At 62.5% G+C, this 14216-nt stretch carries 13 protein-coding genes and 1 tRNA gene; 6 read left to right on the plus strand and 8 right to left on the minus strand.

Features of this window, described 5'->3' with window-relative positions; all coding sequences use genetic code 11:
- The coding region (locus tag LB556_RS06000; protein WP_224565096.1) for an IS630 family transposase at positions 1-704 on the plus strand (704 nt) is incomplete at its 5' end.
- A gap of 117 nt (positions 705-821) precedes the next feature.
- Here the strand turns inward: LB556_RS06000 and LB556_RS06005 are convergent.
- The 4 genes from LB556_RS06005 to LB556_RS06020 form a co-directional block, all read right to left on the minus strand.
- Entirely contained in the window at positions 822-1298 is a 477-nt protein-coding gene (locus tag LB556_RS06005; protein ID WP_224565098.1) for a hypothetical protein, read from the minus strand.
- A 12-nt stretch (positions 1299-1310) separates the two neighbouring features.
- Positions 1311-3002, minus strand: coding sequence for a DUF6538 domain-containing protein (locus LB556_RS31835; RefSeq protein WP_224565101.1), 1692 nt, complete (start codon positions 3000-3002; stop codon positions 1311-1313).
- Positions 3003-3102: 100 nt separating this feature from the next.
- Positions 3103-3178, minus strand: a tRNA-Ala gene (locus LB556_RS06015).
- Positions 3179-3350: 172 nt separating this feature from the next.
- Positions 3351-3743: a TIGR02300 family protein gene (locus LB556_RS06020; RefSeq protein ID WP_224565103.1), complete on the minus strand. Its 393-nt coding sequence runs from the start codon at positions 3741-3743 to the stop codon at positions 3351-3353.
- A gap of 206 nt (positions 3744-3949) precedes the next feature.
- Here LB556_RS06020 and aroA point away from each other — a divergent pair, with 206 nt between their 5' ends.
- The 3 genes from aroA to rpsA all read left to right on the plus strand — a co-directional run bounded on the left by aroA (position 3950) and on the right by rpsA (position 8136).
- Complete coding sequence (aroA, locus tag LB556_RS06025; protein WP_224565105.1) at positions 3950-5308, plus strand: 3-phosphoshikimate 1-carboxyvinyltransferase; 1359 nt, start codon at positions 3950-3952, stop codon at positions 5306-5308.
- A gap of 272 nt (positions 5309-5580) precedes the next feature.
- Positions 5581-6231 (plus strand): (d)CMP kinase, encoded by a 651-nt coding sequence (gene cmk / locus LB556_RS06030; protein WP_224565916.1) that lies wholly within the window; start codon positions 5581-5583, stop codon positions 6229-6231.
- A 207-nt stretch (positions 6232-6438) separates the two neighbouring features.
- Positions 6439-8136: a 30S ribosomal protein S1 gene (gene rpsA / locus LB556_RS06035; protein ID WP_224565107.1), complete on the plus strand. Its 1698-nt coding sequence runs from the start codon at positions 6439-6441 to the stop codon at positions 8134-8136.
- A gap of 75 nt (positions 8137-8211) precedes the next feature.
- Here rpsA and LB556_RS06040 read toward each other — a convergent pair whose 3' ends face one another.
- The 4 genes from LB556_RS06040 to LB556_RS06055 all read right to left on the minus strand — a co-directional run bounded on the left by LB556_RS06040 (position 8212) and on the right by LB556_RS06055 (position 12319).
- Complete coding sequence (locus tag LB556_RS06040) at positions 8212-8919, minus strand: SDR family NAD(P)-dependent oxidoreductase (RefSeq protein WP_224565109.1); 708 nt, start codon at positions 8917-8919, stop codon at positions 8212-8214.
- 237 nt (positions 8920-9156) lie between these two features.
- Positions 9157-10737 carry a 5-guanidino-2-oxopentanoate decarboxylase gene (locus tag LB556_RS06045; RefSeq protein WP_224565111.1) on the minus strand — a complete coding sequence of 527 codons (1581 nt, stop codon included), beginning with the start codon at positions 10735-10737 and terminating at the stop codon, positions 9157-9159.
- Between the two features lie 62 nt (positions 10738-10799).
- Positions 10800-11477: a TetR family transcriptional regulator C-terminal domain-containing protein gene (locus tag LB556_RS06050; RefSeq protein WP_224565113.1), complete on the minus strand. Its 678-nt coding sequence runs from the start codon at positions 11475-11477 to the stop codon at positions 10800-10802.
- The gene (locus LB556_RS06055) at positions 11447-12319 is read right to left on the minus strand and encodes a dimethylarginine dimethylaminohydrolase family protein (RefSeq protein WP_224565115.1); all 873 of its coding nucleotides are present in this window, start codon (positions 12317-12319) and stop codon (positions 11447-11449) included. Before LB556_RS06055 ends, LB556_RS06050 begins: the two co-directional genes overlap by 31 nt.
- A 213-nt stretch (positions 12320-12532) precedes the next feature.
- On the opposite strand from LB556_RS06055, the gene LB556_RS06060 reads away from it, so the two are divergent.
- Together LB556_RS06060 and LB556_RS06065 are read left to right on the plus strand one after the other, a co-directional pair.
- On the plus strand, positions 12533-13348 hold the full coding sequence (locus LB556_RS06060) for an ABC transporter ATP-binding protein (RefSeq protein WP_318011259.1): 816 nt from the start codon (positions 12533-12535) through the stop codon (positions 13346-13348).
- A gap of 55 nt (positions 13349-13403) precedes the next feature.
- Entirely contained in the window at positions 13404-14201 is a 798-nt protein-coding gene (locus LB556_RS06065) for a transporter substrate-binding domain-containing protein (protein ID WP_224565117.1), read from the plus strand.
- Positions 14202-14216 lie beyond the last annotated feature (15 nt).

A 14216-nucleotide genomic window follows, 5' to 3' on the forward strand; every position in this document is an offset into this window, starting at 1 on the left:
GGACCGCGTTTGGCCTGCAGCCGCATCGTGCCGAGACATTCAAGCTTTCCTCCGATCCGCTCTTCGTTGATAAGGTGCAGGACATCGTCGGCCTCTATATGTCACCACCGGACCGGGCGATCGTGCTATGCGTGGATGAGAAATCGCAAATCCAGGCATTGGATCGCGAGCAGCCGGTTCTGCCTATGGCACCGGGCGTCGCCGAGCGGCGTACTCATACCTATGTTCGCAACGGCACGACTTCTCTGTTCGCCGCGCTCGATGTGGCCACTGGGGCGGTGATAGGTCATTGCTACAAGCGTCACCGGGCCACCGAATTCCTCGACTTCCTGAAGCGGATCGACACCGAAATGCCCAATGGCCCGGACGTGCATCTGGTGATGGACAACTATGCGACCCACAAGACGCCGAGGATCAAGGCTTGGCTCGCGCGCCGTCCACACTGGCATGTTCACTTCACGCCAACGTCGGCATCCTGGATCAATCAGGTCGAGCGGTGGTTCGCAGAGCTGACGCGAAAGCAGTTGCAGCGCGGCGTACATCGTTCCACCGCAGAACTGGAAGCTGATATCGACGCCTTCATCGAAACCCACAACGAGAACCCGACCCCATACAAATGGGTCAAATCAGCCGACCAAATCCTCGCGTCGGTCAAGCGCTTCTGCCAGAAGACAATGAACCGAACTTCAGATTCAGGTGACTAGCCGATAACTCCAGAAACACCACAGGCACTGGTTTGGCTTTAGCCTTGTGAATTTTAGCAGGCACAAACTATTTGCCTACCGATTGCACGCTTGGCGATAGGGTCGTGGCCGGCCGGGCTAGCCTCGCTGGACGCCGGCAATATTGTTCGGAGGGAAAGGGGCTCTCCGGAAAATGTCGGCGATATGAGCCCCGTGCTGCGCGCGTAACGAGGCGGCCAAGTCAATTGGATGCATGCCTATGGCGCAAAACCATTCCTGACCAGTCATGGCGTACCTTTCCACGATCCGGTTCCAAGCATCGGGTTGTCGGAACCGGCGATGCAACGCCATGTGAATTGGCCGGCAGATCGGAACCGGCGACCACGGGGCGTAGTAGTTCTCACAATGCGCTTGGAGGTTTTCCGTGGAGCCCGAGATTGAGCATCGGTCGGGTTTTGCCAACCAGCCATTGGCGACGAAGTGGTGTATGAGTTGCCAGCCGCGAACTCGCTCCTCGTGAGTGAAGCCGTTGTAGACCGGCATTCGCGGCCACTTCCATTCCGGCAGGCCGCTGAGATCGGAAGCCTTCATAGCGATTTTTGCCACCAGTTTCAAAAAGTTCCGCTGTTACGATGGACTGACCTCATCGCCCACATAGAGATGCGACAGGTCCAAGCCGGGATACGCAACCGCCTTGATCGCAGTCGCCAACGTGCTCGGACGCAATCCCTTGCCGTAATCGTCTTCAGTATTTCCCGTCGTCCAGCCGCCTAGCGCACGGACCTTTTCAATCGAGACATCGGCCTCGCGCAACGCATCGCGGTAGTTGTGCCGGAACGAGTGGAAGACCTTCTTCGGATCGGTGATGCCGACCTTATCGAGGAACCGAGCGAAGAACTTGGAGAAAGGATCGGAACGATAACCCGTCGTGCCGAGGGGAAGTTCCGCAAACAAAGAAGCGTCTGGCTCGCGCTTCGATCTGTGGTCGGCGACGAAAGTGAGCAGGCCCATACGCTTGAGTTCGGGATGAACGGGGACGAACCGATGACCGGCAGCGGTCTTAACGCGTTTGGTTTCCCCGTCCTCTGATCCCCGGATCAGGATGATGTCTGTGTCGTCTTGGACTTCAAAATCATCGAGCGTCAGTTGGCAAACTTCGTTTAGCCGCATGCCCGTGTAGAGCGCCATCAGCGGTGCCCAGAAGCGCCCCCTCCGCACGATCTTCGTGCCTTCGACGTTGTAACCCGCTTCATCGTCCTTGCAGCCCGTGTAGAGCGGCGCTGAGAAGATTGCTTTGAGGTCTTCATTCGAGAACGGCAGCCGCTTGTCCTTCGCGCGGATTTTTGTCTTGGCCTGAATAAGCAGCCCGTCCGAAGGGTCTTTAGCCAGCCATTCCTCGCGAACGGCAGCGCGGAAAAGCGACCCCAATGTTCGCAGATAGTCGTTTGCTGTCTCGGTAGCCAGAACGGGCAGTTCTTTGTCGGCAGCCAGTTGCACCGCTTCGAAGACAGTCGCGTCCGGAAAGTGCTTAGTGGCGTTGCTCGGCAGCTTTTGCAGAAGGTCGACAAACTCCCGGACGCGAGGCCGGCCGATCTTAGCAATGTCCGTGTCAGCGCCGAAGAACTCGGTGATTGCCTGCCATTGTGCCGTTCGCTTGAGCTTCGTCTTCTTGCTCATGGGGCTTCGCGTCGTATCGGAACGGACGTGGGCGATAAGTTTCTTGACGGTGATTTTTGCAACGGGTTTCAAATCTGTGCTCGCGGTCAGCGCCGCAAAATCTGGGTCAGTCGGCAATGCCACCAATGGAAAACTGCGCGCTATGTCCCGCCGGGCAGCTTCAATTAAGCCCCGCCTGATAAATTCGTCGAGCTTCATCCAGCTATCCGAGCCGGGCCTCAGATTGAGACCCTTCTCCTCGGCCACCCGCTTCGCTTCCCGATACGACGATACCGCGAGATTTTCAGGGTCCGAAAGCGTTGCAAGCTCTCGCTCGGCGTCGTTGAGCGAGGTCCATGGGTCTACCCTTTCGGAACGTTGTCTTTCGAAGTCGACGAACCACTGAGCAGCCAGTTGCCATGTCTCGCGATCAGACAGTTCGACGATGGCCTTTGGGGCGAGGCGGCGGCGAAGGTCTTCCCACTCCGCATCGATCTTCACCTGTTTGATCCGACCAAGTTGTTGGGCCTCTCGGTAATCCGAGGTTTTGAGCGACTCTTTGATTTCAGTCTTGCCGATGTATGGCCGCAGAGCATCCGGGACGCGCAGCCGAAGCCAATAGACGTTACCGCGAAGCTGAAGATGTGACGCCCGTCTAGGCACGGAATTTCCTGCGCTGTGTACCACTGATGTGTACCACCTTGCAGAAGTATGCCCTTGAAATCAAAGGTTCTTTAGGGAAATCAACATCCTAAAGAATGACTGGTGGAGCCAATCGGAATCGAACCGACGACCTCTTGAATGCCATTCAAGCGCTCTCCCAACTGAGCTATGGCCCCACTCCCGGCAGTCAGCCGGCGCCGTTTCCGGCGAGATATCGGCGCGGGTTGGAAGACCGCGCCGTTAGTGCAGGCGGCTTCTAACCCCGCCTTTCCCAGATATCAAGCCTTCATCGGCGGCTTTTTCTTCACAGACCGTGAAAGCCGGCAAACGCTTGCGTTCGAGACCTTGTCAGACCTCGTCGTCATCGTCGCCGACGCCGATCATGTCGGAAACGTCGTCGTCTTCTTCCTCTTCGTCGGCGAGGAACGTGTCGTCCTCGTCGTCGCCGAGATCGACATCATCCTCGTCGTCACCGAGATCTGGAAGATCGTCGCCGCCCTTGGCCTCGTCATCGGCCTCTTCGAGCGAAACGACCTCGGCGCCCTCTTCGTCCTCGGCGTCCACTTCCTTCTCGGCCACTTCCTCTTCCTCCTCGACGGCGGCGAGCTTGCCTTCATCGAAATAGGAACGCGGATAGCTCTTGCCGGTATAGGGCGAGACGATCGGGTCCTTGTTCAGGTCGTAGAATTTCCGGCCCGTTTCAGGGTCGATGCGTTTTGTGCCAAGTTCGGTTTTTGCCACGGCAAGCCTCGTCAATAAAAGAGTGGTCCCCATAACCACAGTTTGCAGCGCTGTCAAAGCGAAAAGCCGGCGTCACAAAGCCAAGCATTGAAAGGCCTCGCGCCAAGTGACGACAATGGGGATGACCATTTCGCCCCCCCGTGATACGAGACCGCCGCAACAAATGAAAAGCGCCGGTCAGCCGGCATTCCGTCCAGGGAAATTCCATGTCTCACGCCGCCGCTGCCAAGCCGGCCACCGCCCGCAAATCGTCAGCCCTTTCCGGTACGGCGCGCGTGCCGGGCGACAAGTCGATCTCGCACCGGTCGTTCATGTTCGGGGGGCTCGCCTCCGGCGAAACCCGCATCACCGGCCTGCTGGAAGGCGAGGACGTGATGCGCACCGGCGCGGCCATGAAGGCAATGGGCGCGCATATAGAGAAGCGCGGCGCCGAATGGGTGATCCGCGGCACCGGCAACGGCGCTTTGCTGCAGCCGGAAGGGCCGCTCGACTTCGGCAATGCCGGCACTGGCTCGCGACTGACCATGGGTCTCGTCGGCACCTATGACATGGAGACGACCTTCATCGGCGATGCTTCGCTGTCGGGCCGGCCGATGGGCCGCGTGCTGGAACCCTTGCGCCAGATGGGCGTGCAGGTGCTGAAGGCGACGCCGGGCGATCGCATGCCGATCACGCTGCACGGGCCGAAGCATGCCGCGCCGATTACCTACCGTGTCCCGATGGCCTCGGCGCAGGTGAAGTCGGCGGTGCTGCTTGCCGGGCTGAACACGCCAGGCATCACAACAGTGATCGAACCTGTGATGACGCGCGACCACACCGAAAAGATGCTGAAAGGCTTTGGCGCCAATCTTTCGGTCGAGACCGACGAGCGTGGCGTGCGCCACATCTTCATCGAAGGCCAGGGCAAGCTGACCGGCCAGACCATCGCCGTGCCGGGCGACCCGTCCTCGGCCGGCTTCCCGCTGGTGGCGGCGTTGATCGTGCCGGGTTCCGACATTACGATCGAGAACGTGCTGATGAACCCGACCCGAACCGGCCTTCTGCTGACGCTGCAGGAAATGGGCGGCCGGATCGATATCCTCAACCCGCGCAACGCCGGCGGCGAGGATGTCGCCGACCTGCGCGTGCGTTACTCGGAGCTGAAGGGCGTCACGGTGCCGCCGGAGCGGGCGCCGTCGATGATCGACGAGTATCCGGTGCTCGCGGTTGCCGCGAGCTTCGCCGAGGGCGAGACGCTGATGCAGGGGCTGGAAGAACTGCGGGTGAAGGAGTCCGACCGGCTCTCGGCCGTGGCCAACGGGCTGAAACTCAACGGCGTCGACTGCACCGAGGGCGAGGCTTCGCTTGCCGTGCGCGGCAAGCCCGGCGGCAAGGGGCTGGGCCGCCACCCCAACGGCCAGGATACAACGGTGCAGACGCATCTAGATCACCGCATCGCCATGAGCTTCCTGGTCATGGGATTGGCGACGGACAAGCCGGTAACCATCGATGACGCCGCCATGATCGCTACGAGCTTTCCCGAGTTCATGGGCCTGATGACGGGGCTGGGCGCGGAGATCGGGTGACAAGTGGCAATCGCAAACCTTGGAGATTGGCCGGCGACATCCCGTGCTTCGTCGTCCTGGGGCGAAGCAAGGAGCGCAGCGACGCGGCGCAGACCCCAGGATCCATGCCATGACCTCAACGCGCCGCAACGGTGCAAAATTCTGATCCGCAGCGTTCTTTGGCTGAAGTCATGGCATGGATCCCAGGGTCTTCGCTCCGCTTCGCGTTCGCTACGCCCTAGGATGACGAAGTCGCGGGGGCCTGTTTCCATGCCTAAAGCGTCTGCATGCCAATGACACAAATCTTCACCATCGCCATCGACGGCCCCGCCGGTGCCGGCAAGGGCACCCTCGCCCGCCGCCTCGCCGATCACTACCGGCTGAACCTGCTCGACACCGGTCTCACCTATCGCGCCGTTGCTCATGCGTTGCTCCAGGTAGGCCTGCCGCTCGACAATGTCTCGGCGGCGGAAACCGCGGCGCGCCAGGTCGACCTGGCGCGGCTCGACCGCACGGTGCTGTCGGCGCATGCGGTTGGAGAGGCTGCTTCGAGGGTCGCGGTTTTCCCGACCGTGCGGCGCATCCTGGTCGAAAAGCAGCGCGACTTCGCCAGGACGCCGCCGGGCGCGGTGCTTGACGGCCGCGACATCGGCACCGTCGTTTGTCCCGACGCCAACATCAAACTCTACGTGACGGCCAGCGCCGAGGTGCGTGCGAGGCGCCGGCTGGCCGAGATCGAAAGCATCGGCGGCACCGCCGATTTCGCCGAAATCCTCGCCGACATCCAACGCCGCGACGAGCGCGACATGGGCCGGGCGGACTCGCCTTTGAAGCCGGCCGCCGACGCGCACTTGCTTGATACCAGCGAAATGGCTATAGAAGCCGCGTTCCTGGCGGCGATGACGATCATTGACGACGCCCTCGCCAAAAGAAACAAGGCCTGATCCGGGTTTTCACGCTGCCGCCGATTGCCGGAAGCAAGGAAAATACCCATATCGGGCACGAACCAGCCTGCCAGCATTCTTCATGCGCCGGAATTGCCGCTTAAGAAGCGGCCCAGGGCTTTCGCAGCCCGGAACGCCGGCAGGCCAACGCAACGCTAACCCACGGCGCCCGTCCCGCTCGAAATGCGGGACACTCCAGGAGACACAATGTCAGCTGCAAATCCCACTCGCGATGATTTCGCGAGCCTGCTCGAAGAATCATTCAGCACCGGCCACTCCGGCGAAGGTCAGGTCGTCAAGGGCACGATCACCGCGATCGAAAAGGACATGGCCATCATCGACGTCGGCCTCAAGGTCGAAGGCCGCGTGCCGCTGAAGGAATTCGGCGTCAAGGGCAAGGACACCACCCTCAAGGTCGGTGACACCGTCGAAGTCTATGTCGAGCGTATCGAAAACGCGCTTGGCGAAGCCATGCTTTCGCGTGAGAAGGCCCGCCGCGAAGAGAGCTGGGTCCGTCTCGAAGAGAAGTTCACCAAGGGTGAGCGCGTCGAAGGCGTCATCTTCAACCAGGTCAAGGGCGGCTTCACCGTCGACCTCGACGGCGCCGTGGCCTTCCTGCCGCGCAGCCAGGTCGACATCCGCCCGATCCGCGACGTCTCTCCGCTGATGCACAACCCGCAGCCCTTCGAGATCCTCAAGATGGATCGCCGCCGCGGCAACATCGTGGTGTCGCGCCGCACCGTGCTCGAGGAGAGCCGCGCCGAACAGCGTTCGGAAATCGTGCAGAACCTCGAAGAAGGCCAGGTGGTCGAAGGCGTCGTCAAGAACATCACCGACTATGGTGCGTTCGTCGACCTCGGCGGCATCGACGGCCTGCTGCATGTCACCGACATGGCATGGCGCCGCGTCAACCATCCGACCGAAATCCTCAACATCGGTCAGACGGTCAAGGTGCAGATCATCCGCATCAACCAGGAAACCCACCGCATCTCGCTCGGCATGAAGCAGCTAGAGAGCGATCCGTGGTCCGAGATCGGCACCAAGTTCCCGATCGGCAAGAAGATCAAGGGCACCGTCACCAACATCACCGACTACGGCGCGTTCGTCGAGCTGGAGCCGGGCATCGAGGGTCTCATCCACGTTTCGGAAATGTCGTGGACGAAGAAGAACGTGCACCCCGGCAAGATCCTGTCGACGACGCAGGAAGTCGACGTTGTGGTGCTCGAGGTCGATCCGGCCAAGCGCCGCATCTCGCTCGGCCTCAAGCAGACGCTCGAGAACCCGTGGCAGGCTTTCGCCATGAGCCATCCGGTCGGCAGCCAGGTCGAGGGCGAGGTCAAGAACAAGACCGAGTTCGGCCTGTTCATCGGCCTCGAGGGCGACGTGGACGGCATGGTCCACCTCTCCGACCTCGACTGGACCCGTCCGGGCGAGCAGGTCATCGAAGAGTACAATCGCGGCGACATGGTCAAGGCGCAGGTGCTCGACGTCGACATCGACAAGGAGCGCATCTCGCTCGGCATCAAGCAACTGGCCAAGGATACGGTCGGCGAAGCCGCGACGTCAGGCGAACTGCGCAAGAACGCGGTCGTCACCTGCGAAGTCATCGGCGTCAAGGATGGCGGCCTGGAAGTGCGGCTGGTCGACAGCGGCATCGAGACCTTCATCAAGCGCTCCGACCTCAGCCGTGACCGCGACGAGCAGCGCCCCGAGCGCTTCACCGTCGGCCAGAAGGTCGACGCCCGCGTCATCGCCTTCGACAAGAAGACCCGCAAGCTGCAGGTCTCGATCAAGGCGCTGGAAATCGCCGAGGAGAAGGAAGCCGTCGCACAGTACGGCTCGACCGACTCCGGCGCTTCGCTGGGCGATATCCTCGGTGCCGCGCTGAAGAAGCAGGGCAGCTAAGCCCTTATATGGCTCAAAACAAAACCCCGCCGGATCGCTCCGGCGGGGTTTTTCTTTGACGAATGCTCTCGAAGCTCAGGCCCTGCCGTAGAGCGGCACCAGCGTTCCGCTCATGGCCCGGTTGATTGGCGAGGCGAGATAGGCGATGGCCTCGGCCGCCGCTTCGAGGCTGACCCATTTGGTGAAATCGGCATCCGGCATGTCGGCGCGGTTTGCCGGCGTGTCGAGCGTCGAGGGGGCCACGGCATTGACCAGGATGCCATTGGCCTTGAGCTCTTCGGCCATTGCCACCGTCATCGCTGCCACCGCCGCCTTGCTGGCGGTGTAGGCGACCATCCCGGCGCCGCGCCTGGGATCGAGCCCGGCGCGCGCGGTGACATTGACGATGCGGCCGGCAGAGCCCGACGCCAGCATCGAGCGGATCGCCGCGCGACTGCACAGGAAGGTGGTGCGGGCGTTGGTGTCCATCATCTCGGCAAAGGACGCCGATTCGATCTTTTCCACCGGTGCCATGGCAAAGCCGCCCGCCAGATGGATCGATCCCCACAGGGCAGGGACCTGAGAATAGAAGGCTTCGACCTTGGCGGAGTCCGACAGGTCGACATTGTGCGCCAGCTTCACGTTGTCGTGCGCGGTGAAGGGAAAGTGCGAAGGCGCCGCTGCATGCGCGTTCGGCACATGGCAGATCGCGCCCTGTTCCAGCAGTCTTCCGACCACCGCCCCGCCGAGCGCGCCGGTTCCACCGGTCACAACGATATGCCTGCCTTCAAGTGTTTCCGTCATCCTGGACCGCTCCTGTCATTCTTATGATTTTTGTCGTTCGTTAGCCGCGTCGACGCAAAGCGTCGCGCCTTTCAGCCGCTCACTCAACCGATATCTCGACATGGCAGCCGTCACGTCTTTGCATGCGTCATGACACCGTCGAATTGGCGAGCCGCCCGGAAGCGGCTCATGCCTTGCAAGAACCAAGCCGGCGAATGGCCGACTTCCACTCGGGGAGCCAAGGCCGGCACGGAAGGTTCAGACAACCGTGATTTCGATGACGCGCGGCAGTCCCGTTGCCCGGGCGTGCTTCAACGCCGGTGGCAAGGCGCCGATGTCGGCCAGCCTTTCGGCGCCGATGCCATAGGCTTCGGCCAGTTTGCAGAAATCCGGCGGCGCCGGCGACACCCCGACAGGCTCCACGCCGACATCGAGCATCGAGGTCTCGATCTCGCGATAGCCCCTGTTGTTCCAGACGACGAAAATGACAGGCGCTTCGCAGTCGAGCGCCACGGCAATCTCCGGCAAGGTGAACTGGAAGCCGCCGTCGCCGGTCAGGCAGACAACCGGCGCATCGGGCATGGCCAGTGCCGCGCCGATCGCTGCCGGAGGGCCGTAGCCCAGCGCGCCGAAGCCGGTCGCGGCATTGAACCAGCCGCCGGGCCGGTCGTGGTCGTAATAGAGGTTGGCGGCGTAGATCGGCTGGGTCGAATCGCCGACGATGATGGCACCGGGCAAGGCGTCGCGGATCATTTCCACGGCATGCACCTGCGCCGCATAGGCCGGGCTCAACTCGGCCAAGGCGGCCTTTCGCCCCGCCGCGGCACGGTCATGGCCGTCGTCACCGCCGCCGTGGGCAGGATCGATCGCCGCAAACAGCGCCTCGATCGCCTCGGCGCAATCGGCCTGGATGGCGACCGTCACCGGGCGCCGTGCAAGCTGATCAGCACCGATGTCGATACGGATCAGGTTCGAAGGCAGCACAAAGCCACCGTCGCCATAGCCGTCATAATCAGTCGGCCCGAATTCGGTGCCGGCGGCGATCACCAGATCGGCCTCGGCCATCAGCGCGCGAACCGCCTTCAGGCTCGGACTTGCCGGCACGCAAAGCGGATGGCCGTGCAGCAACCCGCGTGCGTTGGTCGTCTCGACGACCGGAGCGCCCAATCTCTCGGCGAGGCGCCGCAGCGGGGCTTCGGCCTTCCTGGCGCCGCCGCCGGCAAGAATCAACGGACGGCGCGCTGCCTTGATCAGCTTTGCCGCCTCGGCAATTGCCCCGGCTTCCGGCGCAGGCGGGGCGGCATTGCTCAGCGCAGCCGCAAGATCGTCGGCAGGCTTTACCATGACGTCGGTCGGAATTTCGATATGCACCGGTCCCGGACGCGCGGAACAAAACAACGCGAAGGCACGGGCGAGTGCGCCCGGCAGCTCCGCGGCCTCGGTCACGCGCAGCGACAACAGCGCCACCTTCTCCATCATGCCGCGCTGATCGGGCAACTCATGCAGGAAGCCGAGCCCCTTGCCGAGCGTATCCGTGGCGTTGACGCCAGAGATCACCAGCATCGGCACCGAATCGGCGCGCGCCTGGCCCATGGCGGTGATGGTGTTGGTCAGCCCCGGCCCGGTGATGACGAAGGCGACGCCCGGCCTGCCGCTGGCACGGGCATAGCCGTCGGCCATGAAGCCGGCGCCCTGTTCGTGGCGCGGCGTGACATGGCGGATCTTCGACCTCGCCAAGCCGCGATAGAGCTCGACCGTGTGGACGCCGGGGATGCCGAATACGGTGTCGACGCCATGGGCCTCGAGTAGCGAAATCAACGCTTCGCCGATGGTGGTCATTGGTTTTCTCCCCTGAGAGCGTCTCTTTGTTTCTTACGCAATTCCGGACGGAAGGCCGCTTCTCACTTTTGCTGGAATTGATCCTGCGGCGCGAGGCCGAGCTCGGCCTCGACAGCCTTGATGCCAATCGTAGCCAATTCGCCGGGCGAGAACATCTCGCCGGCCAGGCAGCCTTCCATCCAGAGCCCGTCAATGATCGCATTGATCGCGATGGCATGGTGGCGCAGCGCGCCTGCGTCCGGTTTGCGCTGTTCGGCGGCAAGCACTTCGGCCACAACCGCCTCGACCTCATTGCGAAAGCCAAGGTAGCCTTCGCGGTGGGCGCGGGCGAGCGCGGTGTCCGCGCCGGCGCGGCCGATGAAGGTTGCCCAGAGCGAAAACACCCGCGCGTCGATGATCGGCGCATTGAGATTGGCGGTGACGAAGGCCGCAAGGCGTTGCCGCGGCGAGGCGCCGTCCATGACCAACGCCGCTTTCGCCAGTTCGGTCATGCGGCCGACCAGCGCCGTATAGGATTCCTGCAGCAATTCTTCCTTGCCCGGGAAATAATGCCGGATCAGCCCGGCGGTGACGCCGGCACGCAATGCGATGGTGCGCAAGGTGGCGCCCTGCAGGCCATGTTCCGCGACGCTGTCCAGCGTCGCTTCGATCAGGTCCTGCCGCCGCCGCCCCTCGCCCTCGCGGCGGAACTTGCGCCGGGACGGCGCATTCATTGGCGCAGGATCGGTCGTGTCAGGCATGTCGGCCCGCCCTCGCAGGCAATGCAGAGCGCGTCCGCCTCGAAGAGTTCAACCGTGCAGCCGGCGGCTTCCATCGCGGCCTTGGTCCTGGGAAAGCCTGCGACGGCAATGACCCTGAGCGGACTGGTCGGCAGCACGTTCAGGCTGAGGCCGTTGGACGCGGCGAACTCTTCGGCGTCGCCTTCGACCAGCCGGATGCCGCGCGCCTTCAGCGTCTGATAGAACGGCGCCGGCAAAAGCGGTGAATAGACCAGCGCCAGGTCATCGGCCAGCGGGCTGATCACCGACATCAGATGCAGGCACGCCTCTTCGCCCTGCCACAGCGGCAGATCAAAGCCGTAGACGGAAATGCCCAGCGGCGTCAGCAGGTTGGAAACCTGCTGGATGCCTTCCTGGTTGGAGCGGACACCGCGCCCGATCGCCAGCGTGCGGGCATCCACCCATACACAGTCACCACCTTCGACCTGGCCAGGAGCCTCGACGCGGCCAAGGATCGGAATGCCCAGCCGTCTGTAGGTTTCCTCATGCAGCGAAGGCTCCCTGGCGCGCAACGGCTTGCCCATCGACAGGATCAGCGCGCCGCGGTCGGTCATCAGTGAAGGGTCGTGCGTGAACACCGAATCCGAAAGGCCGTCGGCCTTGTCCTCGATCCATTCGATCTCGGCGCCGGAAGCGGCCACCAGTTCGGCAAGGACCGCGTGCTGCGAGGCAGCTTTCGCCGGGTTGAATCCCGGGCCATAATGCCAGGCGGCCCTGTCGGCGTCGCGCATGGCGTTGGCCGCCGACCGCATCAGCACGCGCCGTAGCGGGGCCGCCATGGACTGTGATCCGAAAGCGCTCATCGATGCCCTTTTTTAGCTGAAAAAAAACGAAAAAATTTCATGGGAGGCTATTTATACACTTGCACAACAAGGCCGCAAGTGCCGTAATGAGCGGGATTGACGGGCTCGCTCTGTTGGGTCCATGCTTGAAGTCTGGAGCGGGGCAGTACAGCGTATGTTGATTAGCCGGTTGGACGTTCGACGAACCGCCGTCGACCTTATGGAGGTCAACCGGTGAGCGCTGTGGGAGTTGCAGCGGTCCCATCCGGCGAGGCGCAGGAGAGCGCCGCCGAAGCCATCCATGTCGAGAACCTGCATAAGAAATTCGGCCAACTGCATGTGCTGAAGGGCGTATCGCTGTCGGCGCGCGACGGCGAGGTCATCGCCATCATCGGCGGCTCGGGCTCCGGCAAATCGACGCTGCTGCGCTGCATCAACTGCCTGGAAAACCCGACCAGCGGCATCATCCGGGTCAATGGCGAGGAGATCAAGCTCAAGGCCGACAGCCATGGCCACACCGTGCCAGCCGACCGCCGGCAGATCGAACGCATTCGCTCCAAGCTCGGCATGGTGTTCCAGAACTTCAACCTGTGGAGCCACATGACGCTGATCGAAAACGTCATCGAGGTTCCCGTGCATGTGCTTGGCGTCAAGCGCGACGAGGCTGTCGCCCAGGCCGAAAAGCTGCTGGTGCGCGTCGGGCTCGCCGAGAAACGCGATGTCTATCCGGCCTATCTCTCCGGCGGCCAGCAGCAGCGCGCCGCGATCGCCCGCGCCTTGGCCATCAATCCGCGCGTCATGCTGTTCGACGAACCGACCTCGGCGCTCGATCCCGAACTGGTCGGCGAGGTGCTGAAGGTGATCGGCGATCTTGCGGGGGAAGGCCGCACCATGGTGCTGGTCACTCACGAAATGAAATTCGCCCGCGAGGTCGCGACCCACGTCGTCTACCTCTACAACGGGCTGGTCGAGGAGGAAGGCCCGCCGGAGCAGATCTTCGACGCGCCCAAGTCCGAAAGGCTCAAGCAGTTCATCCGCAACATCGGCTAGGGACAGGCCGGGACGGAAGAAAACCGGGAACCAACAACAAACTGGGAGTTCTGAAATGAAAACTGTTCTGAAGACATTCGCCGCGGCGCTGCTGCTCGGCGTCGCCGCCATGGGCGTGGCCAAGGCCGATCCGGTCAAGATCGGCGTTGCCGCCGAACCCTACGCGCCCTTCACCTCGCCCGATGCTTCGGGCAAATGGGTCGGCTGGGAGATCGACTTCATCGACGCCGTCTGCGCCGAGGAAAAGCTCGACTGCGTCATCACGCCTGTTGCCTGGGACGGCATCATCCCGGCGCTGACCACGAAGAAGATCGACCTCATCGTCTCGTCGATGTCGATCACCGACGAACGCAAGAAGACCATCGACTTCTCCGACAAGTACTACAACACCCCGACCGCGATCATCGGTCCGAAGGACCAGAAGTTCGGCGCCACGCCGGAGGACCTCAAGGGCAAGGTTCTCGGCGTCCAGGTGTCGACCGTGCATGCCGTCTACGCCAAGAAACATTTCGGCAGCACAGCTTCCGAGATCAAGGAATACCAGACGCAGGACGAAGCCAACAACGACCTCGCCGCCGGCCGTCTCGACGCGGTGCAGGCCGATTCCATCGCGCTCAAGGAGTTCCTCAAGACCGACCAGGGCAAGGCCTGCTGCGATCTCAAGGGCATGGTGGCCCCTGATGACGAAGTGCTCGGACCGGGCGTCGGCGCCGGCGTGCGCAAGGAAGACACCGCTCTGAAAGAGAAGATCAACGCCGGCATCAAGGCGATCCGCGCCAACGGCAAATATGACGAAATCTCGAAGAAATACTTCGATTTCGACATTTACGGCGGCGCCCCGCAGTCGAACTGACGACCCTCGCATGGG

This window comes from Mesorhizobium sp. ES1-4, from assembly GCF_020164745.1.
GTDB lineage: Bacteria > Pseudomonadota > Alphaproteobacteria > Rhizobiales > Rhizobiaceae > Mesorhizobium.